This window comes from Arthrobacter arabinosi (assembly GCF_054511115.1).
Genome location: NZ_JBTNDF010000003.1, coordinates 96,063 through 111,537, shown reverse-complemented (window position 1 = coordinate 111,537; position 15,475 = coordinate 96,063). Strand labels below are relative to the sequence as shown.

Here is a 15,475-nt window from a genome sequence, read left to right as displayed (position 1 = left end):
AATTGAGTTATGGGAATCCGTAAATACAAGCCGACAACCCCGGGCCGTCGCGGCTCGAGCGTTGCCGACTTCGCAGAAATCACACGGTCGACGCCGGAAAAGTCGTTGGTCCGCCCCCTTCCGAAGAAGGGTGGTCGTAACAACACCGGTAAGATCACGACCCGCCACAAGGGTGGTGGACACAAGCGTCAGTACCGTCTGATCGACTTCCGCCGCCACGACAAGGACGGCGTCGACGCCCGCGTTGCCGAGATCGAGTACGATCCCAACCGCACCGCGCGCATCGCCCTCCTGCACTACGTGGACGGCACGAAGCGCTACATCATCGCGCCGAACAAGCTCAAGCAGGGCGACTTCGTCGAGGCCGGCGCCGGGGCTGACATCAAGCCCGGCAACAACCTGCCGCTGCGCAACATCCCCGTTGGTACCGTCATCCACGCCGTCGAGCTCCGCCCAGGCGGCGGCGCGAAGATGGCACGCTCCGCCGGTGCGTCGGTCCAGCTCGTCGCCAAGGAAGGCCGCTTCGCCCAGCTGCGACTGCCCTCCGGTGAGATCCGCAACGTCGACGTCCGCTGCCGCGCGACGGTCGGTGAGGTCGGCAACGCCGAGCAGTCGAACATCAACTGGGGCAAGGCCGGCCGCAGCCGCTGGAAGGGCATCCGCCCGACCGTCCGTGGTGTGGCCATGAACCCGGTCGACCACCCGCACGGTGGTGGCGAGGGCAAGACCTCCGGTGGACGCCACCCGGTCAACCCCAACGGCAAGGCCGAAGGCCGCACCCGTCGCCCCAACAAAGAGAGCGACTCACTCATCGTGCGTCGCCGTCGTTCCGGCAAGAACAAGCGATAGGAGCCTGGAGACATGCCACGCAGCCTGAAGAAAGGCCCCTTCGTCGATCAGCACCTTTACGTAAAGGTCGCTCGCGAGAACGAATCGGGCACGAAGAACGTCATCAAGACGTGGTCCCGCCGCTCCATGATCGTCCCCGACATGCTCGGGCACACGATCGCGGTGCACGACGGGCGCAAGCACATCCCGGTGTTTGTCACCGAGTCGATGGTCGGGCACAAGCTCGGCGAATTCGCTCCCACGCGGACCTTCCGCGGCCATGTTAAGGACGACCGCAAGGGCAAGCGCCGCTAGGCGCTGCTCTTACGGCTAAGACGAGAGAAGGAAAGCAATGGAAGCCAAGGCTATTGCGCGTCATATCCGCGTAACGCCTATGAAGGCCCGGCGCGTCGTCAACCTTGTTCGTGGTAAGCAGGCGAATGAGGCTCTGGCTATTCTGAAGTTTGCCCCACAGGTTGCTTCGGAGCCGGTTTTCAAGGTGGTCCAGTCGGCGATGGCCAATGCACGTGTCCTCGCGGACCGTGACGGCGTCGCATTCGACGAGGACAACCTCATCATCAGCGAAGCATTCGTTGACGATGGCCCCACGATGAAGCGGTTCCGTCCGCGAGCCCAGGGCCGCGCGTTCCGCATCAACAAGCGGACCAGCCACATCACGGTTGTCGTCGCTACCCCTGAGAAAGTGGAGGTCCGCTAAGTGGGACAGAAAGTAAACCCGCACGGGTTCCGACTCGGCATCACCACCGACCACCGGTCACACTGGTTCGCCGACAGCAACAAGCCCGGCCAGCGCTACCGTGACTTCGTCCGCGAAGACATCAAGATCCGCCAGCTGATGTCGACCGGCATGGATCGCGCCGGCATCGCCAAGGTCGAGATCGAGCGCACCCGGGACCGTGTCCGCGTGGACATCCACACGGCACGCCCCGGCATCGTCATCGGACGCCGTGGAGCAGAGGCAGACCGCATCCGCGGCGAGCTCGAGAAGCTCACCGGCAAGCAGGTCCAGCTGAACATCCTCGAGGTCAAGAACCCCGAGATCGAGGCACAGCTCGTCGCCCAGGGCATCGCCGAGCAGCTCTCCTCCCGCGTGGCGTTCCGCCGCGCGATGAAGAAGGCCATGCAGTCCGCACAGCGTGCCGGCGCCAAGGGCATCCGTGTCCAGTGCTCCGGTCGCCTGGGTGGCGCCGAGATGAGCCGTTCGGAGTTCTACCGCGAGGGACGCGTTCCCCTGCACACGCTCCGCGCCAACATCGACTACGGCTTCTTCGAAGCGAAGACCACCTTCGGCCGCATCGGCGTGAAGGTGTGGATCTACAAGGGTGACGTCACGGCGAAGGAACTCGCAGCCCAGGCTGCAGCCGCTCCTTCCCGCGGCCGTGGCGGAGACCGTCCGGGCCGTGGCCCTGCCGGCGCCGACCGCGGCGGCGACCGTGGAGGCGACCGTCGTCGTCGCGCCCCCGAGCGCTCCGAGGGCCAGGGTGCGTCAGCACCCGCCGAGACCGCCGCAGCCCCCGCTGCGACTGAAGGAGGACAGGCCTAAATGCTTATCCCACGTCGAGTCAGGTTCCGTAAGCAGCACCACCCGGGTCGCTCGGGCGCTGCCACGGGCGGTACCGAGGTCAGCTTCGGTGAGTGGGGTATCCAGGCTCTGAGCCCGGCATACGTCACCAACCGGCAGATCGAGTCCGCTCGTATCGCCATGACCCGCCACATCAAGCGTGGCGGCAAGGTCTGGATCAACATCTATCCGGACCGCCCGTTGACCAAGAAGCCCGCCGAGACCCGCATGGGTTCCGGTAAGGGTTCGCCCGAGTGGTGGGTGGCCAACGTCAAGCCGGGACGGGTTCTGTTCGAACTGTCCGGCGTTTCCGAAGAGGTAGCCCGCGAAGCCCTGCGCCTCGCGATCCACAAGCTGCCGTTGAAGGCACGCATCGTGCGTCGTGAGGGTGGTGAATAGTTATGGCTCTGGGTTCAAAGGAACTGGCAACAGACCAGCTGGACGGCTTCGATAAGGAGCGTCTGGTGGAAGAACTGCGCAAGGCCAAGGAGGAGCTGTTCAACCTCCGTTTCCAGTCGGCCACCGGCCAGCTCGAAAGCCACGGTCGCCTTCGTTCGGTCAAGCGCGACATCGCACGCATCTACACGGTGCTGCGTGAGCGTGAACTGGGCATCCGTCCCGAGGTCGTCGCTCCCGTCGAGGATGCGACACCCGCGAAGGCGGACAAGCCCAAGAAAGCCAAGAAGGCCTCCGCGAAGGACGCACCGTCCGCGGACACCGAGGCTTCTGAGGAGGACGCCAAATGAGTGAGCAGCAGAGCGAAACGACCGTAGGAACCGAGAAGGCCGTCCACGACGCCAACTCGCGCGGCTACCGCAAGGTACGCCGTGGCTACGTCGTCTCGGACAAGATGGAGAAGACGATCGTCGTCGAGGTCGAGGACCGCGTGAAGCACGCCCTGTACGGCAAGGTGCTTCGCCGCAGCTCCAAGGTCAAGGCGCACGACGAGCAGAACAGCGCCGGCATCGGCGACATGGTCCTGATCAGCGAGACCCGCCCGCTGTCCGCCACCAAGCGGTGGCGCCTGGTGGAGATCATCGAGAAGGCCAAGTAACACCCGCACCACCCAGGGGCCGGCGCAGCCGGTCCCACCCGGATGCCCCGGACGCGATTTCGCGTCCGGGGCATTCTCGCGATACCATGAGAATCTTGTCTGTTCGGTGGGCTGGCGCATGCCCTCACAAGGTCTCCTTCCGGGTCTCCCGTGGGGGTTGCCTTCACACCGTGCAAATAGGCAAAAGCCCGATAATCTTGTTCGCCCCATCACCGTGTCGAAGATCCGGCACGGCCGCGCGCCCCGGCGCGCACACGGCGAGTACCAGTATTACGGGGCCAACCCATATCCGTTCCGCAAGGCTCGATGAGAGAACCGGCGCGACGACAGGAGTAATCAGTGATTCAGCAGGAATCGCGGCTGAAGATCGCCGACAACACGGGGGCCAAGGAAATCTTGACCATCCGCGTTCTCGGTGGGTCCGGGCGCCGCTACGCAGGCATCGGCGACGTCATCGTCGCCACCGTGAAGGACGCCATCCCCGGCGGCAACGTCAAGAAGGGCGACGTCGTCAAGGCGGTCATCGTCCGTACCAAGAAGGAACGCCGCCGCGCGGACGGTTCCTACATCAAGTTCGACGAGAACGCAGCAGTGATCCTGAAGAACGACGGCGACCCCCGCGGTACCCGTATCTTCGGCCCTGTCGGTCGCGAGCTCCGCGACAAGCGTTTCATGAAGATCATCTCGCTGGCGCCGGAGGTGCTGTAGTCCATGGCACAGAAGACAAAACTCAAGATCAAGAAGGGTGACCTCGTCCAGGTCATCACCGGGGCCAAGCAGGAGCGCGGCGGAGACCGCGGCAAGCAGGGCAAGGTCCTCAAGGTGTTCCCCGAGTCCAACCGCGTCCTCGTGGAAGGCATCAACCGGATCACGAAGCACACCAAGGTCGGGCAGTCGCAGCGCGGCACCAAGACCGGTGGCATCGAAGTGCTCGAGGCACCCGTGCACATCAGCAACGTCGCCGTCGTCGATCCCGAGACCAAGAAGCCGACCCGCGTCGGATACCGCACCGAGACCGTCGAGCGTGACGGCCGTGAGCGCGTGGTCCGTATCCGCGTCGCCAAGTCATCAGGGAAGGATCTGTAATGACTGTCGAAACCGCAGAAACCAAGGTTCTTCCCCGTCTGAAGGCGCGCTACGCGTCCGAGATCAAGGGCGCCCTGCAGGAAGAGTTCGGCTACGCCAACGTCAACCAGGTCCCGCGCCTGGTGAAGGTCGTCGTGAACATGGGTGTCGGTGACGCCGCCAAGGACTCCAAGCTCATCGACGGAGCCGTCAAGGACCTCACCGCGATCACGGGCCAGAAGCCCCAGGTCACGAAGGCCCGCAAGTCCATCGCGCAGTTCAAGCTCCGCGAGGGCATGCCCATCGGCGCCCACGCCACCCTGCGTGGCGACCGCATGTGGGAATTCACGGACCGCCTGGTCTCCCTCGCCCTGCCCCGTATCCGCGACTTCCGCGGACTCAACGGCAAGCAGTTCGACGGCAACGGGAACTACACCTTCGGCCTCACGGAGCAGTCCATGTTCCACGAGATCGACCAGGACCGCATCGACCGCGTCCGGGGTATGGACATCACCGTCGTCACCACCGCCAAGACCGACGCCGAGGGCCGCGCGCTCCTCAAGGCGCTTGGCTTCCCGTTCAAATCCGAAGATTAATCTAACTACGTTGCAGGTCCGCTCCGGCAGGCGCCCCGTGTGCCGACCGGAATCCGGAAACCGTTTCGAGGAAGGGCAAGAGCCCACATGACAATGACAGATCCTGTCGCAGACATGCTCACGCGTCTGCGCAACGCCAACTCGGCTTACCACGACTCCGTGTCCATGCCGTACAGCAAGTTGAAGGCCCGCGTCGCGGACATCCTGAAGGCCGAGGGCTACATCGCCGGCTGGAAGGAAGAGGAAGCGGAGGTCGGCAAGAAGCTGACCATCGACCTCAAGTTCGGACCGGACCGCCAGCGGTCCATCGCCGGCATCCGCCGTATCTCCAAGCCGGGCCTGCGCGTGTACGCGAAGTCCACGAACCTGCCCCACGTGCTCGGCGGCCTCGGCATCGCCATCCTGTCCACGTCCTCCGGTCTGCTCACGGACCGCCAGGCATCCAAGAAGGGTGTAGGTGGGGAAGTCCTCGCCTACGTCTGGTAACGGGAAAGGGAAAGAAACATGTCACGTATTGGACGTCTCCCCATCACCGTTCCCGCTGGTGTCGAGGTCAATGTCAACGGTCAAGAGGTCTCCGTGAAGGGCTCGAAGGGCGAGCTGAGCCACACGGTCCCCAGCCCCATCGAGGTCTCCCTCAGCGAGGGCACCCTCACGGTCAGCCGCCCGAACGACGAGCGCGAATCGCGTTCGCTGCACGGCCTGACCCGCACCCTGATCTCCAACATGATCGTCGGAGTCACCGAGGGCTACAAGAAGAACCTCGAGATCGTGGGCACGGGTTACCGTGTCCAGGCCAAGGGCAGCGACCTGGAGTTCGCTCTGGGCTACAGCCACCCGGTCGCCGTCAAGGCTCCCGAGGGCATCACGCTCACCGTCGACAGCCCCACCAAGCTCTCGGTCGCAGGCATCAACAAGCAGCAGGTCGGCGAGGTCGCTGCAACCATCCGCAAGCTGCGCAAGCCCGACCCGTACAAGGGCAAGGGCATCCGCTACGCAGGCGAGATCATCCGCCGCAAGGTCGGAAAGGCTGGTAAGTAACCATGGGTCTGAGCATCAACAAGAAGCGCAGCTCGAAGAGCAAGGCCGCCTCGCGCGGACGTCGCCACCTCCGTGTACGCAAGCGCGTCTCGGGCACGGCCGTCCGCCCCCGCCTGGTCGTCAACCGTTCGGCCCGCCACGTGTTCGTGCAGGTCGTCGACGACACCAGGGGCGTGACCGTCGCATCAGCCTCCACCCTCGAAGCGGATCTCCGTGCGTTCGACGGTGACAAGACCGCCAAGGCCAAGCGTGTCGGCGAGCTCGTCGCAGAGCGCGCCAAGGCCGTCGGCGTCGAGGCAGTCGTGTTCGACCGCGGCGGCAACAAGTACCACGGTCGCGTTGCAGCAATCGCAGACGGCGCACGTGAAGGTGGGCTGGCACTGTGACCGAGGAGAACAAGGCAAAGGAAGCCCCATTGAATACGGCTACAGAGCAGCCAGCAGCCGAGGCGACGACAGCCGCAGGCGCAACCGAGACCGCGTCGGCCGACGCGAACCGCAACGCGCGCGGCAACGCCCGTGGTGGCGAGCGTGGCGGCAACACCCGTGGTGGCGAGCGTGGCGGTAACTCCCGCGGCGGTCGCGACGGCGGGCGCAACGACGACAAGGACAAGTTCATCGAACGCGTCGTCACCATCAACCGCGTCGCCAAGGTCGTCAAGGGCGGCCGCCGCTTCAGCTTCACCGCCCTCGTGGTGGTAGGCGACGGCAACGGCATGGTCGGTGTCGGCTACGGAAAGGCGAAGGAAGTTCCTTCGGCGATCCAGAAGGCCGTCGAGGAAGCCAAGAAGACGATGTTCCGCGTTCCGCGCATCGGTGGCACCGTCCCGCACCTGGTGCAGGGCGAAGCCGCCGCAGGCGTCGTGCTCCTTCGTCCCGCCTCCCCGGGTACCGGCGTCATCGCCGGCGGTCCGGTGCGCGCGGTCCTGGAGTGCGTCGGCATCCACGACGTCCTCTCGAAGTCGCTCGGTTCCGCGAACGCCATCAACATCGTCCACGCGACCGTCGACGCGCTCAAGCGCCTCGAAGAGCCCCAGGCAGTCGCGGCCCGCCGCGGCCTGCCCCTGGACGAGGTCGCCTCCCACCAGATGCTGCGCGCGATCGCAGCTCAGAAGGCAGGTGCGTGATGACCGCGATCACCCCCAAGAAGGTGCCCGTGAGCTCGGCGCAGCTCTCGATCACCCAGATCAAGTCCGCCATCGGCGGCAAGCAGAACCAGCGCGACACGCTGCGGTCGCTCGGTCTGAAGCGGATCGGCCACACCGTGGTCCGTGAAGCCGATGCCGTCACCGTCGGCATGATCAACACGGTTCCGCACCTCTTGAAGGTTGAGGAGGCCAACTAATGGCAGACCAGAACATCGCGGCTCCGGCCGTGACCGAAGCAAAAGCAGAGCGTGTCCACGCCCTGAAGGTCCACCACCTGCGTCCCGCACCCGGAGCCAAGACGGCGAAGACCCGTGTCGGCCGTGGTGAGGGTTCGAAGGGTAAGACCGCGGGCCGCGGTACCAAGGGAACCGCAGCGCGCTACCAGGTGAAGGCAGGATTTGCCGGCGGCCAGCTGCCGCTGCACATGCGCCTTCCCAAGCTGCGCGGCTTCAAGAACCCGTTCCGCGTCGAGTTCCAGGTCGTGAACCTGGACAAGCTCTCGGAGCTCTACCCGGCCGGCGGCGACGTCACCGTGGAGAGCCTCGTGGCGAACGGCGCCGTCCGCAAGAACCAGCCCGTCAAGGTGCTGGGGACCGGCGACATCACCGTGGCCGTGAACGTCTCGGCCGACGCCTTCTCCGCATCCGCTGCGCAGAAGATCGTCGCCGCGGGCGGGACCGTCACCGAACTGTAGACCGCACGCCGACCCCTCTCCCGGCACGGCCGGGGAGGGGTTGGCTGTGATCCACGGCATCAAGGAACTAGACTTCTGGTGGGCAGGGCTGAATCAGCCCACCAGGAGTCTTTTTTCGGCTCGGGGCGCCCCACCACCGGCGGGTTCTCCCGCACCCATGACCAGCCGTTAGACTCGGTTGTTGTGTACGGTCCGCCACAGGACCAACAGACCTTCAGGAGGACGCTTGCTTAGCGCTATTGGCCGGGCATTCCGGACGCCAGACCTTCGGCGCAAGCTGTTGTTCACGCTGGGAATCATCACCATCTTCCGCCTCGGGGCCTTCATCCCGGCTCCGGGCGTCGACTACGGCAACGTCCAGCAGTGCCTCGCACTCGGGAACACCGAGGGCGGCCTGTACCAGTTCGTCAACCTGTTCAGCGGGGGAGCCCTGCTGCAGGTCTCGATCTTCGCGCTGGGCATCATGCCGTACATCACCGCCAGCATCATCGTCCAGCTCCTCCGGGTGGTCATCCCCCGTTTCCAGGAGCTGCACCAGGAAGGCGCGCAGGGCCAGTCCCAGCTGACCCAGTACACGCGGTACCTCACGATCGCGCTCGGCCTCCTCAACGCGACGACCCTCGTCTCGCTCGCCCGGTCGGGAGCGCTGCTCGGGGACTGCCCCGTGCCGATCATCCCGAACGATTCGCTCATCACCGTCCTCCTGCTGATCATCACGCTCACGGCAGGCACCGGCCTCATCATGTGGATGGGCGAGCTCATCACCGAGCGCGGCGTCGGCAACGGCATGTCACTGCTCATCTTCACCGCCATCGCTGCCGGATTCCCCACCTCGCTCGGCGAGATCCTCCGCACGCAGGGTGCCACGGTCTTCACCTTCGTCCTCCTGATGGGCGTCGTCGTCGTCGCCCTCGTGATCTTCGTGGAGCAGTCGCAGCGCCGCATCCCCGTCCAGTACGCCAAGCGCATGGTCGGCCGCCGCACCCTCGGGGGCAGCAGCACCTACATCCCGATCAAGGTCAACATGGCCGGCGTCATCCCGGTCATCTTCGCGTCCTCGATGCTGTACCTGCCCAGCCTCATCGCGCAGTTCAACACCCCCCGGGACGGCACCGCGCCCGCAGGATGGGTCAACTGGATCTCCACCTACCTGACCGCGGGCGACCACCCGCTGTACATGGCGATGTACTTCCTGCTCATCGTCTTCTTCACCTACTTCTACGTCGCCATCACCTTCAACCCGGACGAGGTGTCCGACAACATGAAGAAGTACGGCGGCTTCATCCCCGGCATCCGCGCCGGGCGCCCGACGGCGGAGTACCTGCAGTACGTGCTCTCCCGCATCACGCTCCCGGGTGCCATCTACCTCGGACTCGTGGCGCTGATCCCGCTGATCGCCCTCGTGGCCATCGGCGCCAACCAGAACTTCCCGTTCGGCGGCACCTCGATCCTGATCATGGTGGGCGTCGGCCTCGAGACAGTGAAGCAGATCGACGCTCAGCTCCAGCAGCGTCACTACGAAGGGTTGTTGCGGTGACGAGACTGCTGATCATCGGTCCTCCCGGTTCGGGCAAGGGCACCCAGGCTGCGCGCATCTCCGAGCGCCTCGGCGTCGTCGCCATCTCCACGGGCGACATCTTCCGGGACAACGTGAAGCGTCAGACGCCGCTCGGCGTCGAGGCGAAGAAGTTCATGGATGCCGGGGACTTCGTGCCCGACACCGTGACGAACAGCATGGTGCGCGACCGTCTCGCCGCCGATGACGTCCAGGAGGGGTTCCTCCTCGACGGCTACCCGCGGACGGCGGCACAGGTAGCCGAACTGGACGACATCCTGCGCGAGAACGAGCTCGCCCTCGACGTGGTGCTCCAGCTGACCGCCGACGACGAGGAGCTTGTGAAGCGCCTGCTCGGCCGAGCGAAGCTCGACGGCCGGTCGGACGACAACGAGGAGGTCATCCGCCACCGTCTCGGTCTCTACCACGACCAGACGGAGGCGGTCGTGTCCCGCTACGACGAGCGCGGGATCGTGACTCGGGTCGACGGCATCGGGACCATCGACGAGGTCACGGAGCGCGTCATGTCTGCCCTCAAAGTCGCGAGCTAGGACGTCCTGATGTTCCGCCAGCCCAAGGTCGAGTACAAGACCACCGAGCAGATGCTCGTGATGCGTGACGCCGGCCTCGTGCTGTCCGGAGCGCTCGACCGCGCGGTAGCCGCGGCAACGGTCGGCACGACGACCGCCCGGCTGAACGAGGTGTTCGAAGGCGTCCTCCGCGAGGCCGGCGCCACCTCCAACTTCCTCGGCTACCACGGCTTCCCGGCGAGTATCTGCACGTCGGTGAACGCCGAGGTGGTCCACGGGATCCCGGGGGACTACGTCCTGCAGGACGGCGACATCCTCTCGATCGACGGCGGCGCCGTCGTGCGCGGGTGGCACTCGGACTCCGCGCGGACCGTCATCGTGGGCACACCCCGTCCCGAGGACGTCCGCCTGTCCGAGGTGACGGAGGAGGCGATGTGGCGCGGGATCGCCGCCCTCGCGTCCGCCCGCTTCGTCGGGGACATCGGTGCGGCGATCGACGACTACGTGCTGTCCGTCCCCGGCCCGGCTCTGGGGATCCTCGAGGACTACGTGGGCCACGGCATCGGCACGCAGATGCACCAGGCACCGGACGTGCTCAACTATCGCAGCTCCAACCGCGGGCCGAAGGTCCGCCCCGGGCTCTGCCTGGCGATCGAGCCGATGCTCGTCCAGGGCGGACTCGAGACCAGGGTGCTGGACGACGACTGGACGGTGGTCACGACCGACGGCAAGCGCGCGTCGCAGTGGGAACACAGCGTCGCCGTCCACGACCGCGGCATCTGGGTCCTGTCGGCGCCCGACGGGGGAGCGTCCCGCCTCGAGCCGCTCGGGGTCACGCCGGTGCCCCTCGCGGGATGACGGCACTCATCACCTGACAGACCTCCGAGCAGACGAAGGTCCCGCACCCGGGTGCGGGACCTTCCTGCGTTCCGCCGTCGCGGTCCCGGAGGATTTAACTATCACCGGGCCGTAGCGTAGAGTTGTCTGTTGGTTGTCCCTGCTTTTCATGCCCAACGGGCTGCGGAGACCTGCCCGTCAGCGGTGCTTCGGCCTCCGCGGGGTCGGACGATCAAAACCCTGAACCCGCCTGCCGCGAAAGTGGTGGGCACAGACGTTAGCGGAGGATATGGCCAAGAAAGACGGTGTCATTGAAATCGAAGGCACTGTGAACGAGGCGCTGCCCAACGCGATGTTCCGCGTTGAGCTGGCCAACGGTCACATTGTCCTCGCCCACATCTCGGGAAAGATGCGCCAGCACTACATCCGAATCCTTCCTGAGGACCGGGTCGTAGTGGAACTCAGCCCGTACGACCTCACCCGGGGTCGTATTGTCTACCGCTACAAATAAGAATCAACTCGAAGGAAAACCATGAAGGTCAACCCGAGCGTGAAGCGGATTTGCGAGAAGTGCCAGGTGGTTCGCCGCAAGGGCAACGTCCTCGTTATCTGCGAGAACCCGCGCCACAAGCAGCGCCAGGGCTGAGAACCTCCTCCCGAGGTTCTTCCCCACGCGTAGAAGTACATTCAACGGCAGAACAGCACCCCTCGCGGGGTGTACACCCCCGGCTCGGAGGCCGGGGAGCGGGGCATCGGTCCCGCGGACGTTCTGCTCCAAACCTCCGGTAACACCAAAGGAGCACCGCCACTATGGCACGTCTCGCTGGCGTAGACATCCCCCGCGAAAAGCGGGTAGTCATCGCACTTACCTATATCTACGGCGTGGGCAAGACCCGTGCAGAGAAGACGATCGTGGACACGGGCATCTCCCCGAACACGCGCGTCAAGGACCTCTCGGACGCAGAGCTCGTGCAGCTCCGCGACTACATCGAGGGCAACTTCAAGGTCGAGGGTGACCTCCGCCGTGAGGTCGCAGCCGACATCCGCCGCAAGGTCGAGATCGGCAGCTACGAAGGCATCCGGCACCGCCGCGGCCTTCCCGTACGCGGACAGCGTACGAAGACGAACGCCCGTACCCGCAAGGGCCCGAAGCGTACGGTCGCAGGCAAGAAGAAGGTCGGACGCTAACCCCTAGCCACCCGGCTGGTCCGATCACATGCTTTACCCAATACCTTCGTAGGAGAAGTAATGCCCCCCAAGACTCGTGGAGCGGTGCGCAAGCCGCGTCGCAAGGACAAGAAGAACATCACCCTCGGCCAGGCGCACATCAAGAGCACCTTCAACAACACCATCGTGTCCATCACGGACCCCAGCGGAGCAGTCATCTCCTGGGCTTCCGCCGGTGAGGTCGGGTTCAAGGGCTCGCGCAAGTCGACCCCGTTCGCTGCGCAGATGGCTGCCGAGGCCGCTGCCAAGCGTGCACAGGAGCACGGCGTCAAGAAGGTCGACGTCTTCGTGAAGGGCCCCGGATCGGGCCGCGAGACCGCGATCCGCTCGCTGCAGGCCACGGGCCTCGAGGTCGGCTCCATCTCGGACGTCACCCCGAGCGCGCACAACGGTTGCCGTCCGCCGAAGCGCCGCCGCGTCTAACCTGTCTCTCCGGTCACCGTGCCGCCTTGCAGGAACCTGAGGTTCCCGCAGGGCGGTTCGGTGCCGTTCCAGCAGATTTCGAGCCGGCCGACCAGCAGTCCCGCCCATTTGGAAGCGTCATATAGCGGATGCTTCCCGAAAGGAAAAATCAGTGCTCATTGCACAGCGCCCCACCCTGACTGAAGAAGTAGTCGCCGACAACCGTTCGCGGTTCGTGATCGAGCCGCTCGAGCCCGGCTTCGGCTACACCCTCGGCAACTCGCTCCGCCGCACGCTCCTGTCCTCGATCCCCGGTGCCGCTGTCACCAGCATCCGCATCGACGGGGTTCTGCACGAATTCACCACGGTTCCCGGGGTGAAGGAGGACGTCACCGAGATCATCCTGAACATCAAGAACCTCGCCGTCTCCTCGGAGCACGACGAGCCCGTCGTCGCCTACCTGCGCAAGCAGGGCCCCGGCGTGGTCACGGCTGCGGACATCGCGCCCCCCGCCGGCGTCGAGTTCCACAACCCGGACCTCCACATCGCGACCCTCAACTCGAAGGGCAAGTTCGAGCTCGAACTGACCATCGAGCGTGGACGCGGTTACGTGTCGGCGTCTCAGAACAAGTCCGGCGACTCGGAGATCGGCCGCATCCCGGTCGACTCCATCTACTCGCCGGTCCTCAAGGTGACCTTCCGCGTGGAAGCCACCCGTGTGGAGCAGCGCACCGACTTCGACAAGCTCATCGTCGACGTCGAGACGAAGGACGCCATCGCCCCGCGCGACGCCGTCGCATCCGCAGGCACCACCCTGGTGGAGCTGTTCGGTCTCGCCCGCGAGCTGAACACCGCCGCCGAGGGCATCGAGATCGGCCCGTCGCCGACGGACGCAGCGCTTGCTGCGGACATGGCGCTGCCGATCGAGGACCTCGAACTGACGGTCCGCTCGTACAACTGCCTCAAGCGCGAGGGCATCCACTCCGTGGGTGAACTCGTTGCACGCTCCGAGGCCGATCTCATGGACATCCGCAACTTCGGTGCGAAGTCCATCGACGAGGTCAAGGCGAAGCTCGTGGAGCTCGGTCTGTCCCTGAAGGATTCCCCTCCAGGCTTCGACCTTGCCGCCCGCGCCGCAGCCATCGAAGAGGACGACGCCCCCTTCGGCGACGAAGAGGTCTAAAACGCTATCGATCCGCCCGCCACTTTGACGAGGGCGGGACGGACACCTAATGAGGAGAAAGAATCATGCCCACACCCACTAAGGGCCCACGCCTCGGTGGCGGTCCGGCGCACGAGCGCCTGATGCTCGCCAACCTGGCCGCCTCACTGTTCGAGCACAAGCGCATCACCACCACGGTGACCAAGGCCAAACGGCTTCGCCCCTACGCCGAGCGTCTCATCACGTTCGCGAAGAAGGGCGATCTCGCGTCGCGTCGTCGCGTCCTCGGTGTCATCAGCAGCAAGAGCATCGTCCACGAGCTGTTCACGGACATCGCGCCTGCTGTCGCCAACCGCGAGGGCGGCTACACCCGCATCACGAAGATCGGCAACCGCAAGGGCGACAACGCCCCCATGGCTGTCATCGAACTCGTGCTGGAGCCGATGTCCGCCAAGCAGTCCGTAGTCGCCGAGGCCGAGCGCGCAGCGTCGGCCCCCGCAGCTGCAGCAACGCCGGTCGCCGGAGCACCCGTCGAATCGCCGGAGTCCGCTGACTCCGTCGACTCGGTGGATTCCGTCGAGTCCGCTGACTCGGTCGACTCCGTCGATTCGGCTGAGTCGGCCGAATCGGCTGCTTCCGCCGAGGAGGTCGCCGCCGAGGAGACCACCATCGATGCTGAAGAAGGCACCGACGAGGTCGTCGTCGTCGAGGGCGTCGTGGAGGACGAGAAGAAGTAATTCTTCCCGTTTGACGCACGCCATGACACCGCTCGAGCCCGCCGTCCCTGCGAGGGACGGCGGGCTCTTGCGTGTCCGGCTCGACCTCGCCTACGACGGCTCCCTGTTCTCCGGCTGGGCCCTCCAGCCAGGGCTCATCACTGTTCAGGGAGTGCTCGAGGACGCCCTCTTCACGCTCCTTCGCCGGCAGGCCCGCCTCACCGTGGGTGGCCGGACCGACGCCGGGGTCCATGCGCGTGGGCAGGTGGCCCATGTGGATCTCACCCGGGCCGAATGGGAGTCGATGAGTCGCGGACGGAACGTGGATCCGGCCGGGGCCCTCCTGCGGCGGCTGACCGGTACCATCAACCGCGTGCTCACCGACGGCGTGACCGGGCGTGGCCGGTCCGTGAGGAACTCGGTGCCCGCCGTCGTCGTCCGGTCCACCGCCCTGGCGCCCGAGGGCTTCGACGCACGCTTCTCGGCGCTCTGGCGCCGCTACAGCTATGCCATCGCAGACACGGCGACCGGCCAGGACCCCCTCCGCCGCCACACCACGCTCTGGCACCCCGCGCCCCTCGACGTGGCGCTCCTCAACGAGGGTGCCACGCACCTTCGCGGGATGCAGGACTTCGCCGCGTTCTGCAAGCCACGCGAGGGTGCCACGACCATCCGGGAACTGCAGCGCTACGAGTTCAGGCGCGGGCACGACGGCGTCATCACCGCGACCGTGCAGGCCGACGCGTTCTGCCACAACATGGTGCGCGCCCTGATCGGCTCGACCCTGCGCGTCGGGTCCGGTGAGATGCCTCCGGTATGGCTCGCCGAACGGCTGGCCGCCCGCCTCAAGGACGCCCGGTCCATCCTGGCCGCGCCGCACCCGCTCGTGCTGGAGGAGATCGCCTACCCCGGCGGGGACGACCTCGCGGCGCGGGCAGGGCTCACCCGTGCACGGCGCCACGCGGGACACCTCGCTGCGCCCGCGGCGGCTGTGGACTCCTCGGACGAATCCGACGCGTAGCCGGACAACGACGAGTCG

At 65.8% G+C, this 15,475-nt stretch carries 26 protein-coding genes; all 26 read left to right on the top strand.

The annotated features are described in order from the left end of the window. The first annotated feature begins 9 nt into the window (after positions 1–9). A complete protein-coding gene (gene rplB, locus ACX80P_RS08425) occupies positions 10–849 on the top strand; it encodes a 50S ribosomal protein L2 (RefSeq protein ID WP_199278705.1) in 840 nt (279 codons plus the stop codon). A 12-nt stretch (positions 850–861) separates the two neighbouring features. After that, the gene (rpsS, locus tag ACX80P_RS08420) at positions 862–1,143 is read left to right on the top strand and encodes a 30S ribosomal protein S19 (protein ID WP_026549122.1); all 282 of its coding nucleotides are present in this window, start codon (positions 862–864) and stop codon (positions 1,141–1,143) included. A 37-nt stretch (positions 1,144–1,180) separates the two neighbouring features. Next, positions 1,181–1,546, top strand: coding sequence for a 50S ribosomal protein L22 (gene rplV / locus ACX80P_RS08415; protein ID WP_459277632.1), 366 nt, complete (start codon positions 1,181–1,183; stop codon positions 1,544–1,546). Beyond that, on the top strand, positions 1,547–2,392 hold the full coding sequence (gene rpsC, locus ACX80P_RS08410; RefSeq protein ID WP_104118808.1) for a 30S ribosomal protein S3: 846 nt from the start codon (positions 1,547–1,549) through the stop codon (positions 2,390–2,392). It begins immediately after the preceding gene. Beyond that, entirely contained in the window at positions 2,393–2,809 is a 417-nt protein-coding gene (gene rplP / locus ACX80P_RS08405; protein WP_043440626.1) for a 50S ribosomal protein L16, read from the top strand. 2 nt (positions 2,810–2,811) lie between these two features. Then, positions 2,812–3,156 carry a 50S ribosomal protein L29 gene (gene rpmC / locus ACX80P_RS08400; protein ID WP_459277631.1) on the top strand — a complete coding sequence of 115 codons (345 nt, stop codon included), beginning with the start codon at positions 2,812–2,814 and terminating at the stop codon, positions 3,154–3,156. Continuing rightward, entirely contained in the window at positions 3,153–3,464 is a 312-nt protein-coding gene (gene rpsQ, locus ACX80P_RS08395; protein ID WP_459277630.1) for a 30S ribosomal protein S17, read from the top strand. Before rpmC ends, rpsQ begins: the two co-directional genes overlap by 4 nt. A gap of 339 nt (positions 3,465–3,803) precedes the next feature. After that, complete coding sequence (gene rplN / locus ACX80P_RS08390) at positions 3,804–4,172, top strand: 50S ribosomal protein L14 (protein WP_026549116.1); 369 nt, start codon at positions 3,804–3,806, stop codon at positions 4,170–4,172. A 3-nt stretch (positions 4,173–4,175) separates the two neighbouring features. After that, positions 4,176–4,550, top strand: a complete 375-nt coding sequence (gene rplX, locus ACX80P_RS08385) for a 50S ribosomal protein L24 (protein ID WP_459277629.1) — start codon at positions 4,176–4,178, stop codon at positions 4,548–4,550. Further along, positions 4,550–5,125: a 50S ribosomal protein L5 gene (gene rplE, locus ACX80P_RS08380; protein ID WP_459277628.1), complete on the top strand. Its 576-nt coding sequence runs from the start codon at positions 4,550–4,552 to the stop codon at positions 5,123–5,125. Before rplX ends, rplE begins: the two co-directional genes overlap by 1 nt. Before the next feature lie 87 nt (positions 5,126–5,212). Beyond that, positions 5,213–5,611, top strand: coding sequence for a 30S ribosomal protein S8 (gene rpsH, locus ACX80P_RS08375; protein WP_043440638.1), 399 nt, complete (start codon positions 5,213–5,215; stop codon positions 5,609–5,611). Positions 5,612–5,629: 18 nt separating this feature from the next. Continuing rightward, the gene (rplF, locus tag ACX80P_RS08370; protein ID WP_459277627.1) at positions 5,630–6,166 is read left to right on the top strand and encodes a 50S ribosomal protein L6; all 537 of its coding nucleotides are present in this window, start codon (positions 5,630–5,632) and stop codon (positions 6,164–6,166) included. Positions 6,167–6,168: 2 nt separating this feature from the next. Then, positions 6,169–6,552: a 50S ribosomal protein L18 gene (gene rplR, locus ACX80P_RS08365; protein ID WP_459277626.1), complete on the top strand. Its 384-nt coding sequence runs from the start codon at positions 6,169–6,171 to the stop codon at positions 6,550–6,552. Between the two features lie 29 nt (positions 6,553–6,581). Continuing rightward, positions 6,582–7,292 (top strand): 30S ribosomal protein S5, encoded by a 711-nt coding sequence (gene rpsE, locus ACX80P_RS08360; RefSeq protein WP_459277625.1) that lies wholly within the window; start codon positions 6,582–6,584, stop codon positions 7,290–7,292. Beyond that, positions 7,292–7,510 carry a 50S ribosomal protein L30 gene (rpmD, locus tag ACX80P_RS08355; RefSeq protein WP_459277624.1) on the top strand — a complete coding sequence of 73 codons (219 nt, stop codon included), beginning with the start codon at positions 7,292–7,294 and terminating at the stop codon, positions 7,508–7,510. Before rpsE ends, rpmD begins: the two co-directional genes overlap by 1 nt. Further along, positions 7,510–8,007 (top strand): 50S ribosomal protein L15, encoded by a 498-nt coding sequence (gene rplO / locus ACX80P_RS08350; protein WP_459277623.1) that lies wholly within the window; start codon positions 7,510–7,512, stop codon positions 8,005–8,007. Before rpmD ends, rplO begins: the two co-directional genes overlap by 1 nt. A 226-nt stretch (positions 8,008–8,233) precedes the next feature. Next, positions 8,234–9,544 carry a preprotein translocase subunit SecY gene (gene secY, locus ACX80P_RS08345; RefSeq protein ID WP_459277622.1) on the top strand — a complete coding sequence of 437 codons (1,311 nt, stop codon included), beginning with the start codon at positions 8,234–8,236 and terminating at the stop codon, positions 9,542–9,544. Then, complete coding sequence (locus ACX80P_RS08340; RefSeq protein WP_459277621.1) at positions 9,541–10,113, top strand: adenylate kinase; 573 nt, start codon at positions 9,541–9,543, stop codon at positions 10,111–10,113. Before secY ends, ACX80P_RS08340 begins: the two co-directional genes overlap by 4 nt. Positions 10,114–10,119: 6 nt before the next feature. Further along, positions 10,120–10,950, top strand: a complete 831-nt coding sequence (gene map / locus ACX80P_RS08335; protein WP_459278181.1) for a type I methionyl aminopeptidase — start codon at positions 10,120–10,122, stop codon at positions 10,948–10,950. Between the two features lie 268 nt (positions 10,951–11,218). Then, the gene (gene infA / locus ACX80P_RS08330; protein WP_019481515.1) at positions 11,219–11,440 is read left to right on the top strand and encodes a translation initiation factor IF-1; all 222 of its coding nucleotides are present in this window, start codon (positions 11,219–11,221) and stop codon (positions 11,438–11,440) included. 21 nt (positions 11,441–11,461) lie between these two features. Next, the gene (gene rpmJ, locus ACX80P_RS08325) at positions 11,462–11,575 is read left to right on the top strand and encodes a 50S ribosomal protein L36 (RefSeq protein ID WP_043440658.1); all 114 of its coding nucleotides are present in this window, start codon (positions 11,462–11,464) and stop codon (positions 11,573–11,575) included. A gap of 164 nt (positions 11,576–11,739) precedes the next feature. Then, positions 11,740–12,117, top strand: coding sequence for a 30S ribosomal protein S13 (rpsM, locus tag ACX80P_RS08320; RefSeq protein ID WP_104179298.1), 378 nt, complete (start codon positions 11,740–11,742; stop codon positions 12,115–12,117). A 60-nt stretch (positions 12,118–12,177) separates the two neighbouring features. Next, a complete protein-coding gene (rpsK, locus tag ACX80P_RS08315; protein ID WP_043440662.1) occupies positions 12,178–12,579 on the top strand; it encodes a 30S ribosomal protein S11 in 402 nt (133 codons plus the stop codon). A 151-nt stretch (positions 12,580–12,730) separates the two neighbouring features. Next, positions 12,731–13,741 (top strand): DNA-directed RNA polymerase subunit alpha, encoded by a 1,011-nt coding sequence (locus ACX80P_RS08310; RefSeq protein ID WP_043440664.1) that lies wholly within the window; start codon positions 12,731–12,733, stop codon positions 13,739–13,741. A gap of 65 nt (positions 13,742–13,806) precedes the next feature. Then, a complete protein-coding gene (gene rplQ / locus ACX80P_RS08305; protein ID WP_459277620.1) occupies positions 13,807–14,457 on the top strand; it encodes a 50S ribosomal protein L17 in 651 nt (216 codons plus the stop codon). Positions 14,458–14,479: 22 nt separating this feature from the next. Beyond that, positions 14,480–15,457 (top strand): tRNA pseudouridine synthase A, encoded by a 978-nt coding sequence (locus ACX80P_RS08300; protein WP_459277619.1) that lies wholly within the window; start codon positions 14,480–14,482, stop codon positions 15,455–15,457. Positions 15,458–15,475: the final 18 nt, after the last annotated feature.

Coding starts and splice junctions, on each gene's coding strand:
- rplB (WP_199278705.1), top strand. CDS start 10: ATGGGAATCCGTAAATACAAGCCGACAACCCCGGGCCGTCGCGGCTCG.
- rpsS (WP_026549122.1), top strand. CDS start 862: ATGCCACGCAGCCTGAAGAAAGGCCCCTTCGTCGATCAGCACCTTTAC.
- rplV (WP_459277632.1), top strand. CDS start 1,181: ATGGAAGCCAAGGCTATTGCGCGTCATATCCGCGTAACGCCTATGAAG.
- rplP (WP_043440626.1), top strand. CDS start 2,393: ATGCTTATCCCACGTCGAGTCAGGTTCCGTAAGCAGCACCACCCGGGT.
- rpmC (WP_459277631.1), top strand. CDS start 2,812: ATGGCTCTGGGTTCAAAGGAACTGGCAACAGACCAGCTGGACGGCTTC.
- rpsQ (WP_459277630.1), top strand. CDS start 3,153: ATGAGTGAGCAGCAGAGCGAAACGACCGTAGGAACCGAGAAGGCCGTC.
- rplX (WP_459277629.1), top strand. CDS start 4,176: ATGGCACAGAAGACAAAACTCAAGATCAAGAAGGGTGACCTCGTCCAG.
- rplE (WP_459277628.1), top strand. CDS start 4,550: ATGACTGTCGAAACCGCAGAAACCAAGGTTCTTCCCCGTCTGAAGGCG.
- rpsH (WP_043440638.1), top strand. CDS start 5,213: ATGACAATGACAGATCCTGTCGCAGACATGCTCACGCGTCTGCGCAAC.
- rplF (WP_459277627.1), top strand. CDS start 5,630: ATGTCACGTATTGGACGTCTCCCCATCACCGTTCCCGCTGGTGTCGAG.
- rplR (WP_459277626.1), top strand. CDS start 6,169: ATGGGTCTGAGCATCAACAAGAAGCGCAGCTCGAAGAGCAAGGCCGCC.
- rpmD (WP_459277624.1), top strand. CDS start 7,292: ATGACCGCGATCACCCCCAAGAAGGTGCCCGTGAGCTCGGCGCAGCTC.
- rplO (WP_459277623.1), top strand. CDS start 7,510: ATGGCAGACCAGAACATCGCGGCTCCGGCCGTGACCGAAGCAAAAGCA.
- infA (WP_019481515.1), top strand. CDS start 11,219: ATGGCCAAGAAAGACGGTGTCATTGAAATCGAAGGCACTGTGAACGAG.
- rpmJ (WP_043440658.1), top strand. CDS start 11,462: ATGAAGGTCAACCCGAGCGTGAAGCGGATTTGCGAGAAGTGCCAGGTG.
- rpsM (WP_104179298.1), top strand. CDS start 11,740: ATGGCACGTCTCGCTGGCGTAGACATCCCCCGCGAAAAGCGGGTAGTC.
- rpsK (WP_043440662.1), top strand. CDS start 12,178: ATGCCCCCCAAGACTCGTGGAGCGGTGCGCAAGCCGCGTCGCAAGGAC.
- rplQ (WP_459277620.1), top strand. CDS start 13,807: ATGCCCACACCCACTAAGGGCCCACGCCTCGGTGGCGGTCCGGCGCAC.
- ACX80P_RS08300 (WP_459277619.1), top strand. CDS start 14,480: ATGACACCGCTCGAGCCCGCCGTCCCTGCGAGGGACGGCGGGCTCTTG.